The sequence below is a fragment of the Henriciella barbarensis genome (assembly GCF_003576345.1).
Lineage (GTDB): Bacteria > Pseudomonadota > Alphaproteobacteria > Caulobacterales > Hyphomonadaceae > Henriciella > Henriciella barbarensis.
The window spans coordinates 133,009-156,481 of record NZ_QWGB01000007.1 but is presented as its reverse complement, the minus strand read 5'-3'; the positions used below and the strand labels follow the sequence as shown (position 1 = coordinate 156,481).

Here is a 23,473-nt window from a genome sequence, read left to right as displayed (position 1 = left end):
TTCAGCTTTTCGGTTCAAAAAGCCGAACCTGTCCATTCTCGAACGAAAGGGCGAGTTTACCTGTGAGCAGCGCGCGCGCTTTCTGACCGAACACCTCATAACGCCAGCCTGTCAGCGCCGGGATGTCCTTATCGGTCTCACCGCGCGCGATCCGTTCGATGTCGGCCGCGTTCGCGATGAGGCGCGGAACCACGTCACTGTCCTCGCTTACATACTTCAGCAGGACTTTCAGCATTTCCGGAGCACCGGCAGGTGTTTGGGGGTTCTGCTTGCGCTGTGGTGCAGGCGGGGCGTAGGCGTCAGGATCGGCCAGCGCGTTTTCGACGGTCTGCAGCAAACCGTCGGCATTGCGTGATCGGATAAAACCTTTGGGTACGGCGCGCAGCCTGTCGAACTGCTCTTCAGATTTCGGTTTCTGGTCGGCGATTTCCTGAATGGCGTCATCTTTCAGGATGCGCCGACGCGGCCTGTCCAGCGATTGGGCCTGACGCTCACGCCATTCGGCGACAGATGCGAACACAGCAAGATATTCCTTGTGCGTCTTGCGAACTTTCAGCCGCTGCCAGGCATTCTTTGGGTCGGTGTCGTAGAGGGCCGGCTCGGAGAGGCTGCCCATCTCTTCGGCAATCCATTCCATTCGTCCGCGCTTCTCAAGCTCATCACGCATCCAAAGATAGGCGTCGCGCAGGTGGGTCACATCGCCCAGTGCATAAGCGAGCTGTTTGTCCGACAGCGGGCGCCGCTTCCAGTCGGTGAACTGGCTCGACTTGTCGATATGACGGCGAAGCACGCGCTGGATCAAATTGTCGTAGGAGATGGAATCACCAAGGCCGAGGGCCATCGCCGCGATCTGTGTATCAAATACCGGGGAAGGCGGTGTGCCGATCAGCTTATTGAAGATCTCCATGTCTTGCCTCGCAGCGTGAAACACTTTCACGCGCGACGTGTCCGCTAGAAGATCAAGGAAGGGGGCGAGATCGATGCCATCTGCCTTGGGATCGATAACGCCTTCCACGCCGGGCGCGGAGGCCTGGATCAGGCACAGCTCGGGCCAGAAGGTCGTTTCGCGATGAAACTCGGTATCGACACAGATGAAATCGCTCGCCGAAAGCGAATCGCAGAACTTTTGCAGCTCTTCCTGCTGTGTAATCGGCGTCAGCGTCTTGTCAGTCATGGCGCGCACGCGTATCGCATCCGCACAACAATGGCGAGGGGAAGGTTCACAAAGCTTCTCAGGCCTCAAGAATCCTCGGAGTGAGAGAATGCACGCTTACCGCACCCATACCTGCGGCGAACTCACCAAGTCTGATGTTGGCGCTACGGTAAAACTCTCTGGCTGGCTGCACCGCCGCCGCGAGCATGCTGGCGCCCTGTTCATTGACTTGCGCGACCATTACGGCCTGACGCAGGTCGTGGTGTATCCAAACGCGTCCTTCTACGAAGACGCCAAGCGCGCGACTGCCGAAAGCGTGCTGACGGTCACCGGTGAGGTGATTGCACGCGATGCTGAAGCGGTGAATCCAGAACTGCCGACCGGCGAGATCGAACTGCCCGCCGAGACGCTGGTCATTGAAAGCGCTGCAGCCAAGCTGCCGCTGCCAGTGTTCGCAGAGCCGGACTATCCCGAAGACATCCGTCTGAAGCACCGCTATCTCGATTTGCGCCGTGAGACGCTGCACAAGAACATGGTTCTGCGTAGTCAGATCATTGCGAGCCTGCGCCGCCGCATGATCGAGCAGGGCTTTACCGAATTCCAGACGCCGATCCTCACGGCTTCAAGCCCGGAAGGCGCACGTGACTTTCTCGTACCGTCGCGTCTGCACCCTGGTGAATTCTACGCCCTGCCTCAGGCACCCCAGCAGTTCAAGCAGCTCCTAATGGTGTCGGGTTTCGACCGTTACTTCCAGATCGCGCCGTGTTTCCGCGACGAGGACGCGCGCGCCGACCGCTCCCCTGGCGAGTTCTACCAGCTTGACATCGAGATGAGCTTTGTTGAGCAGGAAGATGTCTTCCAGGCAATCGAACCTGTAATGCGCGGCGTCTTCGAAGAGTTCGCAGATTGGCAGGGAAAGGGACGCTCGATGCCGGAAGGCCCGTTCCCGCGCATTCCATATGCTGAGGCCATGGCGAAATACGGCTCTGACAAGCCGGACCTGCGCAACCCGATCGAACTTGCCGACGTCACTGACTTCTTTGCCGATGATAGTAAGACAGGCTTTTCCATCTTCGCGAAGATCATCGCAGGTGGCGGAAAGGTTATTGCCATCCCAGCGCCAAAAGCGGCTGAGCAGAAGTCACGCAAATTCTTCGATGACCTCGACAAGTGGGCGAAGAAGGAAATGCAGGCGCCTGGCCTTGGCTATGCGCGCCTCAAAGAAGCCGATGTCGGTGGTGTCGACAGCCAGGACCCGGTCTTGAAGAACTTCGACGCCGATCACCTGAGGGCTTTCCTTGACCATCTCGGACTTGGCGCCGGTGACGGCATCTTCTTCTCCGCAGGCAATCACGACGCCGCCTACAAGTTGGCTGGTGCAGCCCGTAACAAGGTTGGCGAAGAGCTGGAGCTCATCGAGCAGGGTATCTTCAAGTTCTGCTGGATCGTCGATTTCCCGATGTATGAGTGGGACGAGGACAACAAGAAGATCGACTTCTCGCACAACCCGTTCTCCATGCCGCAAGGTGGTATGGAAGCGCTGGAGCAGGCCGATACGGTCGAGAAGCAGCTCGATCTGAAAGCCTTTCAGTACGATATCGTCTGTAACGGTGTTGAGCTGTCCTCCGGCGCAATCCGGAACCACCGTCCTGACATCATGCTGAAAGCGTTCGAGCTGGCAGGATATGGGGCCGATGTGGTCGAGGCAGAGTTTGGCGGCATGCTGAATGCGTTCCGCTTCGGCGCCCCACCGCATGGCGGTATCGCGCCGGGCGTTGACCGTATCGTCATGCTCCTCGCAGAGGTCGACAATTTGCGCGATGTCACACTGTTTCCGATGAACCAGCAGGCTCGCGATTTGATGATGCAGGCACCATCCGCTGTGGACGACAAGCAGCTTCGCGAGCTTAACATCCGTCTTGCGCCGCAGGCCAAAAAGGACTGAGCGAAGCCGGCTCCATTATTCAGTGATTAGACAAACGCCCTTCGATTGCTCGGAGGGCGTTTTTTTATTGCCCGGCCGTCTGGATCAGGCCGCCGCGGAGTTCTTCGCGTCCAGGGAGCCGCACGGCCTGGCAGGATAGAAGTGCGATGCCTGCCGGTACATTTGTCTTCTCGCCAGCGCAGCTACCTTCGAAGACGGTGCTCTCCAGACCGGTCGCACCTTCGAAACTGACATTGATCAGGCGGATATTTGTTAGCCGGGCCCCATGCAGGTCCGCATTCGCAAACGAGGTCCCGTTGAGGATAGCGTTGTTGAACCGTGCCTCGCGAAGGACTGCGCCCTCAAAGACAGCGCCGGTCAGATTGGCACCGGAAAAATCTGTTCCAGATGCGCGCGCTCGTGAAAAATTTGTTCCAGTTGCCGTTGCCGCGCCGAAGTGCGCGCCTGTGAGATGGGTGTCAGAAAGCGAGGCTCCCGACAGGTTCACATTGAGCAGACTGGCTCGCTCAAAGCGCGAGCCCTCAAACTGAGTGTTCGAAAGCCTGGAACCATCAAGCGTCGCGCGGCGGAAATCCGTACCCTTCGCCATGGCATCGGAAAGATCGATATTGAGAGCGCGCGTACCGCGCAGGAATGCTCCGGAGACATTGGCTTTGGGGTAGTGTGCAGCTGAAATATCGCCGCCGGACATATTGCGTCCGCGAAGGTCACAGCTCACACAGGACCCGCCATAAGCCGGCGCCCAGGAAACGCGGGTCGACTTTGATTGAGCGTTCGCTGCTCCGGACGCGACCCCGCAAGCGGCAAGCGCCAGGATGACAGACATGCGACGAAATCTAAGCATGCGGTGTTTTTACGAGGTCCAGAGCCAGCTTTGAACTGAATTCCCGGTAATGACTGTAAACGGACGCTGGGGTGTGTCTCTCTAGCCGCACCGCGGAATGGTCATTCCCGCAGGCAGGCGCGTGGCCTGATCGCCGCAAGCTTTCCTCAGCTGTGCTTGGGTCAGACCCTTGGCAAGACGAAGGTCTGCGCCGGATAGATTTGCGCCGGCGAGGCTCGCTCCGGAAAAATTGGAAGAGCCGAAATAGCCACCCACCAGCGTCGCGCTCTCTAGGTTCGCATTGGAAAAATTCGAAGCGTTGAAACGCACGCCGAACATATTCGTGACTGACAGGTTCGTGCCGCGAAGGTTCCAGTTATCAAACGTGGACAACTGCATGTCACTCTGGCGGAGCCGGGCACCGGAAACGTTGACGTTAGCCACATCAAGATAGGCAAGATCTGCCTGAAAGAGGTTGCATCCTGAGCAGGACTGGCCGTTACGAACCTTCGCAATCTCGCCTGCGTTCTGTGCGTTGGAAGGCAGGGCGAGGGCGGCAAACGCGAAAGCGGTCAGGAAATGTTTCAGCATGGCACACCTGTGGAGCTGGGGATAAGACTTACCCGGCTCTCACGCAATCGCGCTGCCAGATTCCCCACTTAGTTGAATCCGGATTCAGACCGCGTTGGCTCATTACAGGTAGCGCAATGGGCGACACGTTCATCGCCTGTCGGCATGAGGGTGAAGCTCGAACAATTAGGGCATGGGTCACCAAGGTAGTCTTCGGCGTCGTCATCCTCGTCGAGTTCTGCAGTTGACGCGGCTTCATCGCGCTCTGCCCGCTTGCGCTCTAGAATGACTATATTATCCGGCAGCTGACCGCGTGAAAAGCCGCGCGAGATGAACTGTACGGCTTCATCTGGCAGCGGCTGTGGCCCTTCTCTGGTTCCGTCCTTCAAGCCACGGCCAAGTCCGTCATGGCTGACATCGTCGCCAAGCTCCGCAAGGTCGTCGCGGCCAAGATAGGAAATGGCGAGCTCACGGAAAATATAATCGAGGATGGAGGTCGCTTTCGTGATGCGATCATTGCCAGTCACCTCGCCGGCCGGTTCGAACCGGGTGAAGACAAACGCGTCGACATATTCATCAAGAGGCACGCCATATTGCAGGCCGAGCGACACGGCGATCGCAAAATTGTTCATCAGCGAGCGAAAGGCGGCGCCTTCCTTGTGCATGTCGATGAAGATTTCACCGAGGGCGCCATCTGCAAATTCGCCTGTGTGCAGGTAGACCTTATGGCCACCCACCGTCGATTTCTGGATATAGCCCTTACGCCGGTCCGGCAGGCGCGTGCGGCGCGCAGGCTTGCCAGTCTCGTCGAAACTGTCGGCGCCTAGGCTCATTTGCGTTATCGCCCGGGCCTCTTCAGCGTGCAGGTCCTCGGCGAGCTCCATGATGGCGTTCATCCTGTCCGAAGCAGCCCCGTCTTCGCCACGGTTGCGCGCTCGCAGATAGAGCGCGATGCCAGCTTCCAGCGCCGCGCTGCGGTCGGCATGCTCGTCCCACGCGCTGGCATCAATGCAGACAAGCGCGCCGCTGGCTGCCAATGGCGCCGCGACGGCGAATTCGAAGGCGCGTGGGTCAGGCAATGTGATGCCGTGCCTTAGCAGGACTTCGCGCGCAATTGTTTCTGATGCGCTACTGACACATGCATCCGCCGCAACGATCTCTTCATCGGAAAAACCGATCATGCGCAGCAATGGGCGCCCGTCTGTATCAAAGCTTTCAGGAGCGAGTTTCAGGCGTGAAGCGATAACATCATCCCCAAGCACCCAGCGAGAGAAGGCCGCGCCGAGTGGTAGGCCTTCCTTGAGGGCGTTGCGAACCCTGATGACCGCTTCGTCAGAGAAGCCGCGGGCGTTGAGAGCGTCGCTATCGATTCCGTCCAGCCTGTCGAGGTCGCACCCTGCGTGAAGTGTCTCGCGTAGCTCGTCTGCAGCACTTGGCGCGAGACGTAGCAACGACGTAATGGCAGCTGGCGAGGCGCTGGCACCAGCCTCTTCAGCGGCCTGTACCAGCGCGACCTCACCGGACAGACCATCACTTGCGGGTGTGAAGGTTGTCTCATTGCTTGCACGAAGCGGCATGGCAGCGAGGCGCAAGCCTTTGACTGGTTTGAAATCGGCAATGCTAGCGCCAAGAAGTTCCGCCGTTTCGGCCGATAACGTCCAGCCCGAAACAAGGCAGGCAAGAGCCTCACAAAGCGCGCGGCCCTTCTGGACGAACGAAGTCTCGTCAGTCGCGCCGAGGGCGAGTGCACCGGCTGCAACACCGTGCACGATGACCATGACGGTCTCATCAGGCATGAGGTCTGGGAGGGCTGAGAGCGTGTCATGCAGCAGACCTGCTTCCAGACCTTCGGCGGAAATGAACGCGGAGATGTCCAAGGCGCACGCTGGCGCGTCGCCCGAGGGTGCAGGACCTGGCCACACGCTGAGGCTGATGCCTTCATTGAGCGCGTGTTCAGCTAGCGTCGGCACCTCAAGATACTGGGATGCATCGAGGCCAACCGGCACCTGCTCATCAGCTGACATGGCGCTGCGCCTCAGCCAGCGCTCCAGCCCGGGGAAACCTTCAGGATGCGTGATTCCCGCTTCGATCATTTGCGCTGGAAGACCTGCATTGAGAGCTTCAGCGAGCTCTGCATTCTTGGGAGCAACCCCGAGCTGTTCGACAAGGTCCGCCAGACCCAGGCGGGATTCCTTTTCCAGCCGGTCGCTTGTGCGGGTATCCAAAGCCTCGCGAAGGGCAGCGGCGCCGTCTGCGGCAAAACGCCTTTGCGGTAGCAGTACAAGCGTATCCAGTGGCAGGATCGGACTGACACGTCCTGACTGCATCGCATCGCGGAAGACCTTGTCTGCATGCTGCTGTCGGCTCATATCGTCTTTCTTTCGCATCGGTGTCGGCCGGTCGTCTTCATACCCTGGTGGGTGATGCAGAAGGCTTGACGGCCCGTTACTTATATTGTGAGCCGATCCATAACTGGATTCGCCGCAGGACCTGCTCCATATTCCAGATTGCGCACAGAAGTTTCAGGATCGCGACATGCTCAAACTCTTCACCTGGTGGAATGGCGTCACGCTTGGCGGCCTGTTCGACATCAAACGCCGCAGCAACTATGTCGGCACCGATGATTACGGCAACACGTACTACGAAGACCGCAAGGTCTCCATCGAACGCCGCAACCGTCGTTACGTGGTTTACAAAGGGCTTGCAGAGCCTTCCAAAGTGCCCGCCGATTGGCATGGCTGGCTGCACCACACGCTGGATGAACCACCAACGCAAAAGCCGCTTGACCGCCGCAGTTGGGAGAGAGATCACAAACCCAACATGACGGGCACGCTGTTCGCCTACCGTCCGAAAGGCGCGCTTAGCGAAGGTGGAAACCGCCGCAAGTCCGACGCCGATTATGAGGCCTGGACCCCAGATGCGTGAATCCGCTCTCGAAACGATCATTGGCGCCGCCGTGCTGGGTGTCGCCGCAGTTTTTATGTGGTTCGCTATAGGGAATGGCACCGATCGCGCGGAAGCCTCTTCCGGCACTGTCGAACTTGGGGCCCGCTTCAATAGCGCCAAAGGTATCAATGTCGGGACCGAGGTCAGCATGGCCGGCGTGAAAGTCGGTACGGTGCGCAATATCCGGCTGAATACAGAGCGCGCAGAAGCGCTGGTCACGCTTGCTATTTCTCGTGATCTCGTCCCACTCGATGATGGCACGACCGCCCGTATACAGTCCGAGGGTCTGCTGGGGGGTAGCTACATTAATCTCGAGCCAGCCTCTGGTTTCGGCCAGATCGAACCTTGCCCGCAGGGCGAGGAACTATTCGGCGAGAGCGGTTGTGGCGAGATCCTGTACACGCAGGGCAGCGTCGACCTTCTGACGCTCATGGCTTCATTCGCGAGCGGCAGCGGAGACGATAGCTCCTCTTCCGCATCCGGGTCTTATGACAACACGATGAGCTCACCTGAAGATGATGCCGGTGTGAACACAGATTCTCCCCAATCGAATGGTTCGGTCAGCGACACCGAAGATGAACCGGCAGGAGAAACAGAGTGAAGCGCCTTTTCTGCACCGCAGCCATGGCCGCGCTGACCCTTGGCGGGGCGACAGCGCAGGGAAACTCGGATCTTGAAGAAGGCGCCTTCGATGCTGGTGCTGCTGAGGATGACGCGTTTGAGGAAGAAGAGCAGGCGAGCAGCGCTCCGACCTACTCGCAGGAGCAAATGGCGACGCTGCGGGCGCTCGACAAGATTACAGGCCGGTCTGCTGACTTCGAAATTGAGGTCGGGGCGCCGATTGTCTTTGGTGTCCTCGAGATTGATCTGAAGGTCTGCTTCCAGACCCCCCCGGAAGAACCGCCAGAGAGCGCTGCCTTTCTACAGATCAAGGAAGCAGACTACGTCGAGACCAATACGTTGACAAAGCCGCGCCTTGCGTCTGAAGTACGGGCGGAAATGAGCGCTGCCGAGACATCTGACGAGTCTCCGTCGGTGACAGAGAGCGAAAACGAACCGGCTGGACCGCTCTTTTCAGGTTGGATGTTCGCGTCGACGCCGGGCCTTAGCGCACTCGAACACCCTGTCTACGACGTATGGGTGATCAGGTGCAGGCAGCCTTCGCCCGATAGCCTGTCCTCGCCGGTCGTTCCCGACGAATAGAAGTCGCCTCCGTGCGAAAGAGCTGCTTCAAGGCGCTTGATGAAGTCTGCCTTCTTCATCTCAAGCAGTCCGAACTGCTCAAGATGCGGGTTGTGAAACTGTGCATCCAGTAGCTCATAGCCACCCTCGATCAGCCGAGCGACGAGGTGGACAAGCGCGATCTTCGATGCGTCGGTTGCGCGGGAGAACATGCTCTCGCCGAAAAACGCTGCCCCCAGAGATACGCCGTAAAGACCACCGACGAGGTCTCCCTCATCATTCCAGCACTCGACGGAGTGGGCGTAACCCCGCTTGTGCAGCGAGCTGTAGAGGTTCTGGATGGGCACATTGATCCAAGTCGTCGGGCGGTCGGGTGTATCTTCGGCGCAGCCTTCCATGACACGGTAGAATGCCTGATCAACCGTCACACGGTAAGGTTCCTTTCGCACGGTCTTTCGCAAGCGCCGCGGCACGTGAAATCCCTTGAGCGGCAGAACGCCCCTGATCTCCGGAGAGATAAGGAACAGATTCATGTCCTCGCGCGAATCAGCCATAGGGAAAACGCCCTGCCGATAGCAGTCGAGCAGCATGTCCGCATTGAACCGGTCCGACATATGTCCAGCGTTCGTTTAGGCCGCCGAATTGGCTGCGAGGAAGCGCTCCAGCCAGTGGATATCGTAGTTGCCGTCGACGACATCCTGCGCTTCGACGAGACGCTGGTGCAGCGGCAGTGTCGTGTGAACGCCGCCAACCACCATCTCATCAAGCGCGCGGCGAAGGCGCATAATGCACTCATTGCGCGTGCGGCCGTGCACGATCAGCTTGCCAATGAGGCTGTCATAATTCGGTGGGATCTTGTAGCCGGCATAGGCCGCGCTATCGAGACGCACATCCGGTCCGCCTGGGGCATGGAAGTCAGTTATCGTGCCAGGTGAGGGCGCGAAGGTTTCCGGGTGCTCGGCATTGATCCGGCATTCGATGGCATGACCGACTAGCAGGACATCTTCCTGCGTGAAGGAGAGCTTCTTGCCGTCGGCAATGCGGATCTGTTCGCGAACTAGGTCGATGCCCGTGATCATCTCCGTCACCGGATGCTCCACCTGCAGGCGGGTATTCATTTCGATGAAGTAGAAGTTGCCGTCCTCATAGAGGAATTCCATCGTACCTGCGCCAAGATAGCCAAGCTTCTCGACCGCGCGAGCGACAATATTGCCGATCTCTTCGCGCTGGGCCTGGTTAAGGGCAGGGGATGGAGCTTCCTCGAAGACCTTCTGGTGGCGGCGCTGCAGCGAGCAGTCGCGCTCCCAGAGGTGGGCGACATTGCCGTGGCTGTCCGCGATTACCTGGATTTCGATGTGGCGCGGCGTGCCGAGATATTTCTCAAGGTAGACCGCGTCATCGCCAAACGCGGACCGGGCCTCGTTCTTGGCCGCACGGATTGCGCTCTCCAGCTCTTTTTCGGTCTTGGCAACGCGCATACCACGGCCACCGCCGCCAGCTGCAGCCTTGATCAGGACCGGATAACCAATCTTCTTGGCAATCTTTTTGGCGTCACCAATACTGTTCACGCCACCATCGGAGCCTGGCACGACGGGGACGCCGGCGTCGATCATCGCCTGCTTGGCGGCGATCTTGTCACCCATTGTACGGATGTGCTGCGCTTTCGGTCCGATGAACTTCAGCCCGTGAGCTTCGACCATTTCGGCGAACTGGGCATTCTCGGAGAGAAAACCATAACCGGGATGGATCGCGTCGGCATTCGTGATTTCTGCGGCGGCGAGAATGCGTGACTTCTTCAGATAGCTTTCGGAAGACGGTGCCGGGCCGATGCAGACGCTCTCGTCGGCGAGACGGACTGCCATTGCATCCCGGTCTGCTTCCGAGTGTACCACAACAGTGGCGATGCCCATTTCCTTACAGGCCCGGTGAATGCGCAGGGCGATTTCGCCCCGGTTGGCGATAAGGACTTTCTCGATCATGCCGCTTGCCTCACTCAATGACGATCAGCGGTTCGCCGAACTCCACAGGCTGGGCGTCCTGCACGATGATTTCTTTAACCGTGCCGGCCTGCGGTGCCTCGACGGGGTTAAACGTCTTCATGGCCTCGACGAGCATCAGCGTGTCGCCCTTCTTTACCTTGTCGCCAACCTGGACGAAGGCTTTCGAGCCTGGCTCTGGAGACAGGTAGACGGTCCCAACCATTGGGCTGGTGACGGCATTTTCAGAAACTGGCGCGGCGGCTGGAGCCGATGCCGCAGCTGCAGGCGATGCTGGTGCCGCCGGTGCGGCGGCCGGGGCAGGCGCTGCAGCATACTGGACAGGTGCTGGGGCCTGCATCGGGCTTGCCTTGCTGACCCGGATACGAAGGCCGTCGTGCTCGACTTCAACCTCGCCAAGGTCTGCATCCCGGAGGATGGCGGCGAGTTCCCGGACGAGGCCGGTGTCGAGGCTGTTCTTTGCGGTGCTCATCAGATTGTGTGTCCTCAAGCTTTCATTCTTATCGCAGCTTCGAGTGCGACTTCATAACCATGCGGACCAAGCCCTGCAATCGAAGCCACGGCTGCGGGAGCCACATAATTTGTCTGGCGAAACGCTTCACGTGCCGCCGGGTTTGACAGGTGAACCTCAATCAGAGGAGCGGTGCAAGCGCGCAAGGCATCATGCAGCGCGACAGAGGTATGTGTGTATGCGCCAGCATTCAGGATCAGGCAGCCCGCCTCGCGGGACGCTTCCTGAACCCAGTCGACCAGCTCGCCTTCGCTATTGGTCTGGCGGAACTCTAGCGCTTGATCGCCCGCTTTCTGGCGAAGACGTGATTCGATGTCTGCGAGCGTATCGTACCCGTAGATTTCCGGTTCACGTGTGCCCAGAAGGTTGAGATTTGGTCCGTTAAGGACATAAATCGGCTTGGTCATGGCTTCCGTTTGCGCGCGTTTCCCGCGCATGGCAAGCCATTGAACCTGAGAGGAGAGCGCCAGATGAAAGTGTTCGTGAACGGCGATGAATTTGAGATCGAGGATGGCGCAACTCTCTCGGACCTTGTTGCGAAGCTGACCGATGATCCGCGCGGCGTTGCAATCGAGCGCAATCGGGAAATCGTCCCGAAGTCATTGCACAATCAGACGGTGCTGCAGCCTGATGACCGGCTCGAAATTGTGCAATTTGTCGGCGGCGGCTGACCTTCCCTAAGGACCTGCCTTTTAGCTGCCAACGCGCGGTGCTAGGCCCAACATTGACAGTCAAGGAGCTCGTGATGGCGAAGAAACTGAAGAAGCATGAGGAAGTCGGTGAGGAGTTCATCGCAGACGCCTCCAAGACCAAGCTTGTCCGCCATGAGTTTCCATTTCCCCGTGAGGTCGTCTGGAAAGCGCTGCTGGATGGAGATACCTGGACCAAGTGGCTGCCGATTACAAAAGTCGAGTGGACTTCGCCCGAACCATTCGCCGTTGGCACGACACGCACGGTCTGGATAGGTGAGCAGGCCGTCGAAGAAGTCTTCTTTGCCTGGGAAGACAATAAGCGCATGGCGTTCCGCTTCGATAAATCGACGCTTCCGCTGAAAGCATGCGTCGAGGACTATCAACTGGTGAATACGCCGGGCGGTTGTCGTCTGGACTGGCGCTTCCGGGCCAAGGCACCCTTCATTCTCGGGCCTCTCATTTCGGGGCAGATGTCGTCAGGCATCAAGAAGGGGCTGCCACAGCTCGAAGCCTATATTCGGGATAATCCATCGAAGTTTGGCCTTTCCTGAGCGGCGTACCAGTTCTGACATCCGCCCCCCTAGCTTTGGGCCGGTTTGTCACATACCTAGCTCACCATGACAGACGATACGCTCAAGATCGCCGGGCGCGAATACCAGTCGCGCCTCATCATCGGCACCGGCAAGTACAAGTCCTACGCCCAGAACGCTGAAGCTGCTGAAGCGGCAGGGGCGGAGATGGTCACGGTCGCCCTGAGGCGCGTGAACCTGTCCAATAAGGACGAGGACCGGCTGCAGGATCACGTTTCACCTGACAGGTACACCTACCTGCCGAATACGGCGGGTTGCTTCACCGCCGACGAAGCCGTTCGGACGCTTCGTCTTGCGCGTGAAGCTGGCGGCTGGGATCTCGTGAAGCTAGAAGTGCTTTCCGACCAGAAGACGCTTTATCCTGACATGGAAGAAACGCTCAGCGCGGCGAAAGCTCTCATCGCTGATGGCTTTCAGGTCATGGTGTATTGCTCTGACGACCCGGTCTATGCCCGCAAACTCGAAGAGGCAGGCTGCTGCGCGATCATGCCGCTCGGCTCTCTTATCGGGTCAGGACTCGGCATCCAGAACCCGCTCAATATCCGTCTCATCGTCGAGCAGGCCCGCGTGCCGGTGATCGTCGACGCAGGGGTTGGCACCGCGTCGGATGCGGCCATGGCAATGGAGCTTGGCTGCGACGGCGTCCTGATGAACACGGCCATCGCAGAGGCCAAGGATCCTGTTCGCATGGCGCGCGCGATGAAGCATGCTGTTATTGCCGGACGCGAGGCCTATCTGGCGGGGCGGATGGGTCGCAAACGCTATGCTGATCCATCCTCACCGCTCGCTGGTCTGATTTAGCCTAGCTTTCGCGCGCAACCGCGGCGTCCAGCATCTGCGTCACCGCAGACCGGTTCGCACCGGAAACGAGCTGGTCACCGACGAGGAATGCAGGTGTGCCGTCGATACCTACGCGGCGGGCTAGCATCTTGTTGTCTGCAACGACCTTCTGAAGGCGCACCGAGCCCATGTCGGCGCGCATGCGAGCGACGTCGACCCCTGCGCGCTCTGCAGCAGCGTCGATTTCATCCGGCGTGAAGCCGCTGGAGTTGTCGAGTTCCATGAGTTCGCGGTGCATTTCGGTGTAGAGGCCCTGTTCGCCTGCTGCGAGCGCGGCGAGGGCGGCTTTTTCGCTCTCCGGGGAAAGTATCGGAAACTCCTTGAAGATCACCCGGACCTTGCCGTCATAGGCTTCAGGGATGTTCATGGTCCACTCCATGGAGCGTTTGCAGTAACCGCAGCGATAGTCGAAAAACTCAACCATCGTTACTGGCGCATCATCCGGCCCAACCGAATAGTCGGCCTCGCTCTCGTATAGCTCTGCTGTGGCGGACGCGATCGCCTGACGTGAAGTTTCAGCCTCCTGTGCGTCTGCGCGCTGCTGCAATTTGATAATCGCCTGCTCAATGATTTCCGGATTTTCCAGAATGTAGTCGCGCACGATCTCTTCGATCTCTTCGCGGTTTTGCGGCGCGCCACTGTCCTGCTGGGCACAGGCAGGCGTGAAGGCAAGGAGGGAGAATGCGGCCAGCGGGGCCAGTTTGAGGGTCATGTCTCGTCCTGTATCAATACTGTTCAGTGCGTTTCGTTACCCGCAATTCATTGCATTTGTCTCAATATGTAAGCAGGCCAGCTACTGACAATCGCGTGATCGTCGATCTAGCCGCGGCGGCGCCAGTAATCCTGATTCTCCGGCAGGGCGGGGTCTGTGACGTTCCGGATATCATTTGCACGCCGCGCTTCCGACGTACCCTCCTCAAGGTCTTCAATAGCCCGGCGCGCAAAGATGTGTGCACGCTGATAGTCGCCGATATGATAGGCGGACTCCGCCGTCGCGAGTTCGGCCTCGGCGCGCCGACCCTGCTTCTCCAATGCGGCGGCGAGCTGGTTCCAGGCGAAAGAATTGTCCGGTTCCCTTATCAGCGCATCGCGCAAGGCTTCTTCGCCAGCTTCCAGATCGCCCTGTTCGGCCCGCGCAATGAGTGAGCGTCCATAATTGATCAGTAGAAGCGGATGGCCGGGAAGGTATTCCAGTGACTTTGCATGCGGTTCAACCGATTCAGCCGCGCGGCCCATTTCGAACAGTGCCTGCCCCTTCAGCTCCCAATAGTATGGATTCTCTGGAAATTCCTCGAGCAGAGAATCGATCTCGCTCAGCGCGGACGTCATGTCTGAGGACTGCATAGCCGCGATCGCGCGGGCATAGCGGGCCGGCTCGCTATCTTCGGTGCGCGGATACTTCTGGTAGACCCGGGCAAGAGGCTCCAGGAAGCCGATCAGTTTTGCCTGCATCAACTCAAATTCGCGAATTGTCTGCGCGTCCGGTTCGACATCCATGAGGCCAGTATCTTCAGCCAGCGCACGCGTCGTCCTGATCCGGTCAGAGGCGAGTGGGTGCGAGCGGAAGTAGGGATAGCGGCGCGATTCCGACAGCACTTCCTGAACGCGGTACTTGTCGAAGAAGTCAACGATACCAGAGGGTGACTGTCCAAGCTGCGCGAGATAGGACACGGCCGCTGCATCTGCCGTCGCTTCTTCGGCGCGCGTATGGACGAAGAAGTTAAGTGCTGCAAACTGCTGGGAGCTTGCGATCAGCGCAGCGCCGGCGTCACCAGCGCCTGCAGCCATTGCAAGCACGCCGAGGCCAATGGAGATGAGTGCCGGTCGGCTCGCGACATTCGCCGCTCTTGAGCGCGAAATACTGTGACCGCAGGCAATATGGCAGGTTTCGTGCGCGATTACGCCTTTGATCTGACCAGGTGTATCGGCCGCGATCAGCAGCCCCGTGTGCAGGTGAATACGCTGGCCGTTTGCCACGAAAGCATTCAGGTCGGGGTCGTTGATAATGTAGAGGCCGACATCGTCTGGGTCGAGACCGGCCACTTCAAGGATCGGGTCGGTCCAGTTGCGTAGCGTCGTCTCGATCTCCGCATCGCGTATCAGGCTTTGTGCTGAAGCTGTCATCGCAGCAGCAGCTGTGAGCGCTGCAGCAAGTGCGCCTTTCAGAAAACGTGTCGGCATGGACCCTCGCCTCTTATTCCGGTTGAAGCCTATGGGATGATTGCGGCTTTGGCGAGGCCGGCAGCCTGAGCTTACTGAAATGTCAGACAGAGGCTGAATTAGCGCGCGGCAAAAACGAATTCAGGGGCGAGAGACACAGCAAGCTTGTCTCCGCGGCCTGGCGTGAAAGGGCCAAGTGCCAGTGCGTGAATAGTCTCTGTCTCAGTGAGCTTGAGTTCAATCTCGATCAGCGAAGACGTGCGCTGTGCGGCGACCACTTCGAGCATCGCATCACCGGCCGGGTCCAGACGTACTGCCTCGGGACGCAGGCAATAGTTTTCGGCGGGCGGCACCTTTTCCTGCCATTTCTTCGGCAAGGCATCGCGGCGCACTGACCGCAACGGACCAAGCGCGCGTGCAACGGCCATGCTGACAGGCTCAAGGTAAAGCTTCTCTGGCGTTTCTTCCTGCAGGATAACGCCCTCAGACATTACCGCGATGCGGTCTGCTGCCCGCATGGCTTCCGAAGCATCATGCGTGACCAGAAGGGCAGGTATACCAGCTTCGGCCACAGCGGCGAGCGCCGTGTGGCGAACCTCCGATTTCAGTGTGACGTCGAGGCCGGAAAAGGGTTCATCCATGAGGATTGCGACGGGCTGCGCTGCGAGCGCACGAGCGATGGACACACGTTGCTGTTCGCCGCCAGACAGCTCATGCGGATAGGCTTTGGCACGGTGCGAAAGACCAAGCCGGTCCAGCCAGTGGCGCGCAGTTTCTCGTCGCTTGTCTTTGTTCTGACGAACCAGCCCAAAGCCGACATTGTCGATCGCGTTTAAGTGCGGAAAGAGCGCAAAGTCCTGGAAGATAAGCCCGATCTGCCGGTCTTCTGCCGGAACGTGTTTGGAGATCGTGGAAACGGGTACGTCTCCATGCAGGATTTCACCCGAATCGACCGGCTCCAGCCCAGCGAACAGGCGCAGCAGCGTCGATTTGCCAGCGCCAGATTGCCCGAGCAGTGCGGTGATCTTGCCGGGCTGCAGCGTCAGCGACGCGTTCCGCACAACGGCACGGCCATCGTAGCGGCGGGTAACGCCGCGCGCATGAATTGGTTGAAGCTTGCTCATCCAGCCGCCCTTGATTGACCGGCACGTGTTAGCTGCAATGAAAGGAGAACAACAGGGCCAAGTCCTGCCGCGGTGATGAGGAGCGACGGAAGGGTCGCGGCTGCAAGACGTTCATCAGACGCATAGGCAAAGGCCTGAACCGCTAGCGTGTCCCAGTTGAATGGACGTAGCATCAGCGTTGCGGGCAGCTCTTTGAGCGTCTCGACAAAAAGTATGATTGCCGCGGCCGACGCCCCGGACATGGCGACAGGCAGATCAACCCGGACAAGGCGCTGGAAGCGGCTTGCGCCAAGACTACGGGCGGCGTTTCCGAGACTGGCTGGCGCGCGCGAGAAGGCCGCGTTCAATGGTTCCGCGCCGGCGGCTGTAAAGCGGCTCGCATAGATCCAGACGAGGAAGATCAGCGCAGCTGGTCCGGCAACGGAAAAACCCGTCCATGACAGGATGAAGAGCGCGCCCAAGGCCAGCACGATGCCGGGGGCAGCATAGCCAGCGCCTGCCGCAAAGCGACCGATGAACTGGCTGAAGCGGTTCTGGCGAGCGCCAATCGTGATCGTCAGGGCGAGTATGAATGCAACTGCCGACCCAGCGAGGGCGAGAGTGAGAGAGTTCAGAAATGGCCTGACCATCTGTCCTTGCCCAAGACCCGTCTCTGCGCTGACCCAGATCAGGCGGGTCACTGGAATGACGAAGCTCAACATCAACACCAGGGTACAACCAATCGCAACGCCCCAGCCCGCGACCGGGCCGAGTTTCTGACGCCGGGGCGTGCGCCAGCGCGTGGCCGTCTGCTGAATGCCGCCGCGTCCGCGTGCGATGCGTTCAATGAACTGAAGACCGAATGCTATCAGGATTAGCAGCACAGCAAGCCGCGCAGCAACAGCAGGTTCGCTGAAGCTGTGCCAGGCGCGGAAAATACCAACACTAAGGGTCTGCACGCCAAGATAGCTTGCTGCGCCATAGTCAGCGGCAGTTTCCATCAGCGCCAGGGCTAGTCCCGCAAAGATTGCCGGGCGAGCTGCAGGCAGGGCAACCTGAAGGAATAGCCTGCGCGGTGAAGCACCGAGGCTGCGTGCCGCCTCCATCGTGCAAAGTGAGAGATTCGAGAAAGCTGCCCGGGCTGTCAGATAGGCATAGGGAAACAGGGCGCTTGCCATGACGAAGGATAGCCCGGGAATGGAATAAACGCTCGGAAACCAGTAGTCGCGGGCCGAGAGACCGGTCACATCGCGCAGCAATGACTGGATCGGCCCGGCAACATCGGCTGCGTCAGCCCACGCATAGGCAAGTACATAGCCGGGCGCAGCCAGCGGCAGGATGAGCGCCCACTCAAAAAAGCCGCGACCGGGAAACTCGTTCAGGCTGACGAACCATGCCGTTGGAACAGCGAAGAGCAGAATGAGCGCGGCGGTCAGGCCAATCACCGCCAATGTCGTCGTCGTATAGCCGAGCAACTGCGTCGATACGATATGCAGCCATGCATCCCCGCCGCCGCCAATCACGCCGGTGAAAATTGCGATTGCAACCGGCGCACCGATGAGGCCGGCCGCAGCCAGCGTGATCAGTGCAACCGGGTTCAGTCGCGGCAGGTGGAATGAGGATGCCTTTATGGCCTGCATGACGGGGTGCTAGTTCCAGCCAGCCTCGTCATAGATGCGCTGGGCTTCGGACTGGCGCTCACCAAACGTATCCAGCGGCGTATCGCTGTCCTCGAACTCAGGAATGGCGTCCAGGCCTTGTGGCCACGTTACATCTTCAATGACAGGGATTTCCTTCGTTTCGTCGACCAGGCGGTGCTGGCCATCGGCAGACAGCAGATAGTCGACGAATTGCATCGCTTCGTCTCGGTTTTGGGCATTAGCAGCCATGGCGACGCCTGTGATGTTCACATGGATGCCTTCGCCCTCGCCGAAGCTTGGAAAGGCAATTTGTGTCGCAGCAGCTGCTTCGCGGGTCGCGTTCGACCCGCTTTGCGTCATCCGCACCCAGTAGTAATGGTTCGTGATCGCGACCGAGCAGAGGCCGGCGGCAACCGCTTCGACCTGATCGGTGTCGCCACCTTGCGGCGTACGCGCCATGTTGGCGACCACTGCGTCAGCCCAGGACTGCGCCTCTTCGGCGCCCCATTTCTCGATCATCTCTGCCATCAGCGACAGATTGTAGATGTTGGTGGAAGAGCGCACGCAGATTTCGCCTTCGAGCGATGGATCAGCAAGGTCTTGCCACTCATCGACCTGGACCGGGCTGATGCGCTCGGGGTCATAGGCGACGCCCCGAATACGGCGGGCGAGACCAACCCACTGGCGACCGGGCTCGATCAGGCGTTCAGGGATAAGCTGTTCAAACTCGCCTTCCGGCAGGGGCTGGGTGAGGCCCGCATCCTTGAAGCGCCAGAGGGCGCCTGCATCTGAAGCGATAATCAGGTCGGCCGGGCTGTTCTCGCCCTCCGCGCGCATCGTTTCCAGGAGCTGGTTGGCGCCAGCCTCGCGGAAGCGCACGCGAATACCGGTCTGGTCCTCAAACGCCTCGTACATCAACTTGTCGGAGTCATAGTGACGGGCCGAATAGATGTTCAGCGTGCCGTCGCTGCCAGCTTCGATGTTCTCAGCGGTGTCGCCGCTTTCCTCTGTGGCATCGGACTGCATTCCGTCGTCCGATGCGGTCGGTGCGGTGCCGCCATCGGAACACGCGACGAGCAGAGCCGTGAAGCTGACGCTCGCAATTGTTTTCATCGTCGTTTTCATGGCCTTGGCTAAAACACAAATGAGAACCAATCGCAACTAGCTGCCGTCAGCCAGTCCGCGATCAAGTCAATCTGTCGCGCTTCTTGTGCGGTGCTCTGCTTGAGCGGGGCAGGCGGCTTTGCCTAAAAGCAGATATGATCGGAAAGCGTGCCCCGTCCCAGACAATTGCCATCGCTGGCGCAGGCCTGATCGGTCTCAGTTGCGCGCTGGAACTGTCAGCGCGCGGTCATGACATCACACTGTTCGATCCACGGCCCGCAGAAATGTCGACCGGCTGGGCAGCAGCCGGAATGATTGCGCCAGCTTACGAACTGATGCTGCAACCGGGACCGGTAGATAACGCGTTCGCGGCTTTCTGCTTCGAAAGTGCCAGGCTCTGGTCCAGCTTTGCGAAGCTGATCAAGCTGCAAACCGGCAGCCCTGTCGCGCTCTCCAAAGCGCCGACGCTCGCGCTCGCCCGGAACACGCAGGAGCAGGCACGTCTGGACGCTCTGGCGGATCTGCTTCGGGACTTGGGTCATGCGTGTCAGCGCGTCTCGGATAGGACGCTCCAAAATCAGCACGGAATTTCGTCCTCAGTTCTGAACGGTCTGCGATTGCCGGAGGACACGCATGTCGACAATCGCCGCGTCATCGGCGCCGTTCGTCGCTACTTTTCAGTAGAGGGCAGGGTGATCGCGTCCGCCGTTTCGACGCGCAGCGAGATGGAAGCGCTGTCGGACAAGACCTTCGACGCCATTATATGGGCCCGAGGTACGGCAGAAACCGGATCAAAGACCGAAGTAAAAGGGCAGGCGATTTCCTTAAGTCCGGTTCCAGGCCAGCCGTCCAACGTTCTGCGCTTCGGCGCGCGTTACATCGTGCCCAAGGCGGATCGCACGATTATTGGCGCAACCACGGAGCCTGACTTCATAGGAAAGGGCATAGACCCGTCTGTCGCTGATCTGCTTCATGAGGAAGCGGCGCGTGTTCTGCCGCAGCTCGCCTCGGCAGACCGACTGGAACACTGGGCCGGTTTCCGCCCGCTCGGGTCGGCCGAGCGACCTTTTATCGGCCCAAAAGCTGGCCGGGAATTCATCGCTACGGCCCACTACAGAAACGGCGTTCTGCTGGCGCCTGCGACCGCGAAGCTGATTGCCGATCAGGTCGAAGGACTTAACTACGAAAGCGCTTATAACGTATTCGCTCCGGCGCCCGGACACGGCGCGACGGCGTGACACTGGTTCAAACGACCGCAGCGTGTTTAGACAGGCCGGTTCGAGGAGGAAAAGAGATATGCATTCTATCGGTGAAATGACGGAAGACCAGCTTGCCATCAAGGACGCGGTCGAGAAGACGTGCAGCCAGTTCGGTGAGGATTACTGGGCCAAAACGGATGAGACTGGCGATTGGCCGGAAGAATTCTGCAATGCCATGGCAGAAGGTGGCTGGCTCGGCGTCGCCTTCCCCGAAGAATATGGTGGCGCGGGACTCGGCCTGACCGAAGCTGCGCTTGTGATGCAGGCGGTCACGCGCTCCGGCGCTGGATATTCTGGTGCTTCTGCAATCCACCTCAATATATTCGGACCAAAGCCGCTGGAAAAGTTTGGCAATGCCGAGCAGAAGCAGGAAAACCTGCCAAAGATCATCTCAGGTCAGGAGAAGATGTGTTTTGCCGTGACCGAGCCAAATTCAGGCCTCGACACGTCAAGCCTCGAAACCAAGGCCGAGCGGACAAATTCCGGCTACACCATCAATGGCCGCAAGATCTGGACGACCGGTGCGCAGCGCGCTGACAAGATCCTCATCATTGCGCGCACGACGCCGAAAGAAGAATGCTCGAAGCCATATCTCGGCCTGTCGCTCTTCTATACCGATCTCGACCGCGGCAAGATCGACGCCAAGCCGATCCCGAAAATGGGCCGCAAGGCTGTCGAATGTAACATGCTTTATATCGATGGGCTCGAAGTGCCGAAGGAGCATTTGATCGGGGAAGAGGGCGCCGGGTTCAAATACCTCCTGCAGGGCCTCAATCCGGAACGCGTGCTCTTCGCCGTGGAATCAGTTGGGCTTGGTTTCGCCGCGCTTGAACGCGCCACCACCTATGCCAAGGAACGCGTCGTCTTCGGCCGCCCAATCGGCCAGAACCAGGGCATCCAGCACCCGCTCGCCCAGCGTTGGGCAGAGCTGAAGGCCGCAGAGCTCCTCGCCTACAAAGCGGCAGGTCTCTACGATCAGGGCGTCGATTGCGGTGCAGAAGCAAACGCCGCCAAGCTGCTCGGCACTGAAGCAGGCTTCAAGGCATGTGAAACAGCCGTCCTTAGCCATGGCGGCATGGGGTATGCCAAAGAGTATCATGTCGAGCGCTACATGCGCGAAGCCATGCTCGCCCGTATCGCGCCTGTCAGCCGCGAGATGATCCTCAACTTCATCGCAGAACGCGTGCTCGGCCTGCCGAAGAGCTACTGATCCGGTCTTATCGGGCGACGCATGATCGTGCCTGAAAAGTTCAGGCAGGCCTTGCCGTCGCCCGTAATCAGGCCGCGTACAAAGGTCAGATTGCGGCCAGACCGCAGGACTTCGCCGCGCGCCTCAATATAGGCGCCCTCGGCAGGCCCTGACAGGAACTCGGACGTGAAGGCGACGGTCACACCGTACTCGCCCTCAAGCTGCTCGTGTGCGATGGCGAACAGGGAAAAGTCGGCAAAGGCCATGAGGCACCCGCCATGGACGACCCCGCCCATATTCATATGTTTGCGTTCAGCCCGGAAGGCGGCAACGGGGCCTTTTTCGTCAACGCGAAAGTAGAAGGGGCCGGCCGTCTCAAACTCGAATGGCTCGTCGCGCCAGGTTGACCAACCCTTGAATTCTCCATCCTCTACCACTTCTCCAGACGCCATCTTTTCCTCCGCAAATATCTTCTATGCCCCTCCTAAACGCGCTTGATGCCTGCTGCCAAGCGACGCGGGCCTTGCCCTTCGACAGAACTCCCCTCAAAGCCTATGTTGACCCGAAACCGAATGGGAGAAGAGACATGGCTTTTGATGCCGAAATCCGTCAGGCGCTGATTGACCAAGTGCGCCGTTTCGTGACCGAAAAATGCATTCCTCTGGAAAACCAGGTGGGTGAGACCGATGAGGTGCCGCAGGAAATCGTCGACGAGATGAAGCAGCTTGGCCTGTTTGGTCTCGCCGTACCTGAAGAATTTGGTGGACTTGGCCTCGACATGGAGACCGAATGTCTCGTCGCGCTGGAGCTGGGCCGCACGTCGCCGGCGTTCCGCTCTGTTGCGGGCACCAATATCGGTATCGGGTCGCAGGCGCTGGTCCTGTTCGGCACGCCAGCCCAAAAAGACAAATGGCTGCCAGGAATCGCGGCGGGCGACCTCATTTCGAGCTTCGCGCTGACAGAGCCGGGCGCAGGATCGGACGCTGGAAGCCTGACGACCAAGGCTATTCGGGACGGCGATCACTACGTCCTGAATGGCACGAAGCGCTACATTACGAATGCCAATAAGGCCGACCTTTTCACTGTAATGGCCCGCACCGCGCCTGACGTGAAAGGCCCCAAGGGCGTGTCGGCTTTCGTGGTTGAGCGTGATACGCCCGGCGTGAGCGTCGGACAGCCAGAGAAAAAGATGGGCCAGCAGGGCGCCCATGTGTGCGACGTCATCTTTGAGAATGCACGCGTTCCGGTCGAGAATCTGATCGGCGAGGAAGGCGAGGGCTTCAAGGTTGCCATGAGCGTGCTCGACAAGGGCCGCCTGCATATTTCCGCTGTCGCTACCGGCATGTCCGAACGCCTCATCAAGGAAATGGTGACCTATGCCAGCGAGCGCGTTCAGGGCGGCAAGCCCATCATTGACCACCAGTTGATACAGGCGCTGCTCGCTGACAGCCAGGCTGAAACCTATGCTGCTCGCTGCATGATCATGGACGCGGCACGAAGGCGCGATGCGGGTGAAAACGTCACTATCCTCGCCTCATCGGCCAAGCTGTTTGCGACCGAAGCAAATGGCAAGGTGGCTGACCGCGCCGTTCAGGTCTTCGGCGGTGCTGGCTATATCACTGACTATGGAATTGAGCGGTTTTACCGTGACGCCCGCATTTTCCGTCTGTACGAAGGCACCAGCCAGATTCAGCAGATCATCATCGCGCGAGAGCTGAAACGGGCAGCGCAGGCCGACCAACTTTAGGGTCGGCCATAAACGCCAGAAG

Annotated in this window: 24 protein-coding genes; 10 read left to right on the top strand and 14 right to left on the bottom strand. The window is 59.3% G+C overall.

All coding sequences use genetic code 11. The features are described 5' to 3' along the window. Position 1: 1 nt before the first annotated feature. Complete coding sequence (rnd, locus tag D1224_RS11650) at positions 2 to 1,174, bottom strand: ribonuclease D (RefSeq protein ID WP_119380124.1); 1,173 nt, start codon at positions 1,172 to 1,174, stop codon at positions 2 to 4. A gap of 88 nt (positions 1,175 to 1,262) precedes the next feature. Here rnd and aspS point away from each other — a divergent pair, with 88 nt between their 5' ends. Continuing rightward, positions 1,263 to 3,098: an aspartate--tRNA ligase gene (gene aspS / locus D1224_RS11645; protein WP_119380123.1), complete on the top strand. Its 1,836-nt coding sequence runs from the start codon at positions 1,263 to 1,265 to the stop codon at positions 3,096 to 3,098. Between the two features lie 64 nt (positions 3,099 to 3,162). Here the strand turns inward: aspS and D1224_RS11640 are convergent, their stop codons facing one another. From D1224_RS11640 to D1224_RS11630, 3 genes are all read right to left on the bottom strand, one after another. Next, a complete protein-coding gene (locus tag D1224_RS11640) occupies positions 3,163 to 3,942 on the bottom strand; it encodes a pentapeptide repeat-containing protein (protein ID WP_119380122.1) in 780 nt (259 codons plus the stop codon). Between the two features lie 81 nt (positions 3,943 to 4,023). Beyond that, complete coding sequence (locus D1224_RS11635; protein ID WP_119380121.1) at positions 4,024 to 4,512, bottom strand: pentapeptide repeat-containing protein; 489 nt, start codon at positions 4,510 to 4,512, stop codon at positions 4,024 to 4,026. 68 nt (positions 4,513 to 4,580) lie between these two features. Beyond that, on the bottom strand, positions 4,581 to 6,860 hold the full coding sequence (locus D1224_RS11630; RefSeq protein ID WP_147372379.1) for a TSCPD domain-containing protein: 2,280 nt from the start codon (positions 6,858 to 6,860) through the stop codon (positions 4,581 to 4,583). 166 nt (positions 6,861 to 7,026) lie between these two features. On the opposite strand from D1224_RS11630, the gene D1224_RS11625 reads away from it, so the two are divergent. From D1224_RS11625 to D1224_RS11615, 3 genes are read left to right on the top strand one after another with little or no spacing between them, the layout of a single operon-like run. Continuing rightward, positions 7,027 to 7,416 (top strand): NADH:ubiquinone oxidoreductase subunit NDUFA12, encoded by a 390-nt coding sequence (locus D1224_RS11625; protein ID WP_119380119.1) that lies wholly within the window; start codon positions 7,027 to 7,029, stop codon positions 7,414 to 7,416. Next, a complete protein-coding gene (locus D1224_RS11620) occupies positions 7,409 to 8,038 on the top strand; it encodes an MlaD family protein (protein WP_182482271.1) in 630 nt (209 codons plus the stop codon). The genes D1224_RS11625 and D1224_RS11620 overlap by 8 nt, the downstream gene beginning before the upstream one ends. Beyond that, positions 8,035 to 8,640, top strand: coding sequence for a DUF2155 domain-containing protein (locus D1224_RS11615; RefSeq protein WP_233350527.1), 606 nt, complete (start codon positions 8,035 to 8,037; stop codon positions 8,638 to 8,640). Before D1224_RS11620 ends, D1224_RS11615 begins: the two co-directional genes overlap by 4 nt. Here the strand turns inward: D1224_RS11615 and aat are convergent. The 4 genes from aat to D1224_RS11595 are packed head-to-tail and all read right to left on the bottom strand — an operon-like array spanning position 8,565 to position 11,534. Continuing rightward, entirely contained in the window at positions 8,565 to 9,233 is a 669-nt protein-coding gene (gene aat / locus D1224_RS11610) for a leucyl/phenylalanyl-tRNA--protein transferase (RefSeq protein ID WP_119380117.1), read from the bottom strand. The two genes, D1224_RS11615 and aat, sit on opposite strands and share 76 nt — an antisense overlap. A 15-nt stretch (positions 9,234 to 9,248) precedes the next feature. Further along, a complete protein-coding gene (gene accC / locus D1224_RS11605; protein ID WP_119380116.1) occupies positions 9,249 to 10,598 on the bottom strand; it encodes an acetyl-CoA carboxylase biotin carboxylase subunit in 1,350 nt (449 codons plus the stop codon). 10 nt (positions 10,599 to 10,608) lie between these two features. Next, positions 10,609 to 11,088 (bottom strand): acetyl-CoA carboxylase biotin carboxyl carrier protein, encoded by a 480-nt coding sequence (gene accB, locus D1224_RS11600; RefSeq protein ID WP_119380115.1) that lies wholly within the window; start codon positions 11,086 to 11,088, stop codon positions 10,609 to 10,611. 14 nt (positions 11,089 to 11,102) lie between these two features. Continuing rightward, complete coding sequence (locus D1224_RS11595) at positions 11,103 to 11,534, bottom strand: type II 3-dehydroquinate dehydratase (RefSeq protein WP_119380272.1); 432 nt, start codon at positions 11,532 to 11,534, stop codon at positions 11,103 to 11,105. A gap of 63 nt (positions 11,535 to 11,597) precedes the next feature. Between D1224_RS11595 and thiS the strand changes: the two genes are divergently transcribed. The 3 genes from thiS (at position 11,598) to D1224_RS11580 (ending at position 13,210) form a co-directional block, all read left to right on the top strand. Continuing rightward, the gene (gene thiS, locus D1224_RS11590; RefSeq protein ID WP_119380114.1) at positions 11,598 to 11,798 is read left to right on the top strand and encodes a sulfur carrier protein ThiS; all 201 of its coding nucleotides are present in this window, start codon (positions 11,598 to 11,600) and stop codon (positions 11,796 to 11,798) included. A 74-nt stretch (positions 11,799 to 11,872) separates the two neighbouring features. Continuing rightward, a complete protein-coding gene (locus tag D1224_RS11585; RefSeq protein ID WP_119380113.1) occupies positions 11,873 to 12,370 on the top strand; it encodes an SRPBCC family protein in 498 nt (165 codons plus the stop codon). A 66-nt stretch (positions 12,371 to 12,436) separates the two neighbouring features. Further along, positions 12,437 to 13,210 (top strand): thiazole synthase, encoded by a 774-nt coding sequence (locus tag D1224_RS11580; protein ID WP_119380112.1) that lies wholly within the window; start codon positions 12,437 to 12,439, stop codon positions 13,208 to 13,210. Between the two features lies 1 nt (position 13,211). Here D1224_RS11580 and D1224_RS11575 read toward each other — a convergent pair whose 3' ends face one another. The 5 genes from D1224_RS11575 to D1224_RS11555 form a co-directional block, all read right to left on the bottom strand. Beyond that, a complete protein-coding gene (locus tag D1224_RS11575; protein WP_119380111.1) occupies positions 13,212 to 13,961 on the bottom strand; it encodes a DsbA family protein in 750 nt (249 codons plus the stop codon). A gap of 107 nt (positions 13,962 to 14,068) precedes the next feature. Then, positions 14,069 to 15,430 carry a M48 family metalloprotease gene (locus D1224_RS11570; protein ID WP_119380110.1) on the bottom strand — a complete coding sequence of 454 codons (1,362 nt, stop codon included), beginning with the start codon at positions 15,428 to 15,430 and terminating at the stop codon, positions 14,069 to 14,071. A gap of 98 nt (positions 15,431 to 15,528) precedes the next feature. Next, on the bottom strand, positions 15,529 to 16,533 hold the full coding sequence (locus tag D1224_RS11565; RefSeq protein ID WP_119380109.1) for an ABC transporter ATP-binding protein: 1,005 nt from the start codon (positions 16,531 to 16,533) through the stop codon (positions 15,529 to 15,531). Then, a complete protein-coding gene (locus D1224_RS11560) occupies positions 16,530 to 18,152 on the bottom strand; it encodes an ABC transporter permease (RefSeq protein ID WP_119380108.1) in 1,623 nt (540 codons plus the stop codon). Before D1224_RS11560 ends, D1224_RS11565 begins: the two co-directional genes overlap by 4 nt. Positions 18,153 to 18,161: 9 nt before the next feature. Beyond that, entirely contained in the window at positions 18,162 to 19,277 is a 1,116-nt protein-coding gene (locus D1224_RS11555; protein ID WP_233350526.1) for an extracellular solute-binding protein, read from the bottom strand. Between the two features lie 134 nt (positions 19,278 to 19,411). Here D1224_RS11555 and D1224_RS11550 point away from each other — a divergent pair, with 134 nt between their 5' ends. Together D1224_RS11550 and D1224_RS11545 are read left to right on the top strand one after the other, a co-directional pair. Beyond that, on the top strand, positions 19,412 to 20,494 hold the full coding sequence (locus D1224_RS11550) for an FAD-dependent oxidoreductase (RefSeq protein ID WP_119380106.1): 1,083 nt from the start codon (positions 19,412 to 19,414) through the stop codon (positions 20,492 to 20,494). 58 nt (positions 20,495 to 20,552) lie between these two features. After that, complete coding sequence (locus tag D1224_RS11545) at positions 20,553 to 21,725, top strand: acyl-CoA dehydrogenase family protein (RefSeq protein ID WP_182482270.1); 1,173 nt, start codon at positions 20,553 to 20,555, stop codon at positions 21,723 to 21,725. Here D1224_RS11545 and D1224_RS11540 read toward each other — a convergent pair. Next, positions 21,719 to 22,156, bottom strand: coding sequence for a PaaI family thioesterase (locus D1224_RS11540; protein WP_182482269.1), 438 nt, complete (start codon positions 22,154 to 22,156; stop codon positions 21,719 to 21,721). The two genes, D1224_RS11545 and D1224_RS11540, sit on opposite strands and share 7 nt — an antisense overlap. A gap of 134 nt (positions 22,157 to 22,290) precedes the next feature. Between D1224_RS11540 and D1224_RS11535 the strand changes: the two genes are divergently transcribed. Continuing rightward, on the top strand, positions 22,291 to 23,451 hold the full coding sequence (locus tag D1224_RS11535; RefSeq protein WP_119380105.1) for an acyl-CoA dehydrogenase family protein: 1,161 nt from the start codon (positions 22,291 to 22,293) through the stop codon (positions 23,449 to 23,451). The last annotated feature ends 22 nt before the right edge of the window (positions 23,452 to 23,473 follow it).

What these genes read in the sequence shown, in the direction of transcription:
- D1224_RS11585 (WP_119380113.1), top strand. Translation starts at nt 11,873, where the DNA reads ATGGCGAAGAAACTGAAGAAGCATGAGGAAGTCGGTGAGGAGTTCATC.
- D1224_RS11535 (WP_119380105.1), top strand. Translation starts at nt 22,291, where the DNA reads ATGGCTTTTGATGCCGAAATCCGTCAGGCGCTGATTGACCAAGTGCGC.
- D1224_RS11635 (WP_119380121.1), bottom strand. Translation starts at nt 4,512, where the DNA reads ATGCTGAAACATTTCCTGACCGCTTTCGCGTTTGCCGCCCTCGCCCTG.
- D1224_RS11570 (WP_119380110.1), bottom strand. Translation starts at nt 15,430, where the DNA reads ATGCCGACACGTTTTCTGAAAGGCGCACTTGCTGCAGCGCTCACAGCT.
- D1224_RS11630 (WP_147372379.1), bottom strand. Translation starts at nt 6,860, where the DNA reads ATGAGCCGACAGCAGCATGCAGACAAGGTCTTCCGCGATGCGATGCAG.
- D1224_RS11620 (WP_182482271.1), top strand. Translation starts at nt 7,409, where the DNA reads ATGCGTGAATCCGCTCTCGAAACGATCATTGGCGCCGCCGTGCTGGGT.
- D1224_RS11595 (WP_119380272.1), bottom strand. Translation starts at nt 11,534, where the DNA reads ATGACCAAGCCGATTTATGTCCTTAACGGACCAAATCTCAACCTTCTG.
- D1224_RS11560 (WP_119380108.1), bottom strand. Translation starts at nt 18,152, where the DNA reads ATGCAGGCCATAAAGGCATCCTCATTCCACCTGCCGCGACTGAACCCG.
- D1224_RS11540 (WP_182482269.1), bottom strand. Translation starts at nt 22,156, where the DNA reads ATGGCGTCTGGAGAAGTGGTAGAGGATGGAGAATTCAAGGGTTGGTCA.
- D1224_RS11640 (WP_119380122.1), bottom strand. Translation starts at nt 3,942, where the DNA reads ATGCTTAGATTTCGTCGCATGTCTGTCATCCTGGCGCTTGCCGCTTGC.
- D1224_RS11545 (WP_182482270.1), top strand. Translation starts at nt 20,553, where the DNA reads ATGCATTCTATCGGTGAAATGACGGAAGACCAGCTTGCCATCAAGGAC.
- aspS (WP_119380123.1), top strand. Translation starts at nt 1,263, where the DNA reads ATGCACGCTTACCGCACCCATACCTGCGGCGAACTCACCAAGTCTGAT.
- D1224_RS11565 (WP_119380109.1), bottom strand. Translation starts at nt 16,533, where the DNA reads ATGAGCAAGCTTCAACCAATTCATGCGCGCGGCGTTACCCGCCGCTAC.
- accC (WP_119380116.1), bottom strand. Translation starts at nt 10,598, where the DNA reads ATGATCGAGAAAGTCCTTATCGCCAACCGGGGCGAAATCGCCCTGCGC.
- thiS (WP_119380114.1), top strand. Translation starts at nt 11,598, where the DNA reads ATGAAAGTGTTCGTGAACGGCGATGAATTTGAGATCGAGGATGGCGCA.
- D1224_RS11580 (WP_119380112.1), top strand. Translation starts at nt 12,437, where the DNA reads ATGACAGACGATACGCTCAAGATCGCCGGGCGCGAATACCAGTCGCGC.
- D1224_RS11625 (WP_119380119.1), top strand. Translation starts at nt 7,027, where the DNA reads ATGCTCAAACTCTTCACCTGGTGGAATGGCGTCACGCTTGGCGGCCTG.
- accB (WP_119380115.1), bottom strand. Translation starts at nt 11,088, where the DNA reads ATGAGCACCGCAAAGAACAGCCTCGACACCGGCCTCGTCCGGGAACTC.
- rnd (WP_119380124.1), bottom strand. Translation starts at nt 1,174, where the DNA reads ATGACTGACAAGACGCTGACGCCGATTACACAGCAGGAAGAGCTGCAA.
- D1224_RS11555 (WP_233350526.1), bottom strand. Translation starts at nt 19,277, where the DNA reads ATGAAAACGACGATGAAAACAATTGCGAGCGTCAGCTTCACGGCTCTG.
- aat (WP_119380117.1), bottom strand. Translation starts at nt 9,233, where the DNA reads ATGTCGGACCGGTTCAATGCGGACATGCTGCTCGACTGCTATCGGCAG.
- D1224_RS11575 (WP_119380111.1), bottom strand. Translation starts at nt 13,961, where the DNA reads ATGACCCTCAAACTGGCCCCGCTGGCCGCATTCTCCCTCCTTGCCTTC.
- D1224_RS11550 (WP_119380106.1), top strand. Translation starts at nt 19,412, where the DNA reads ATGATCGGAAAGCGTGCCCCGTCCCAGACAATTGCCATCGCTGGCGCA.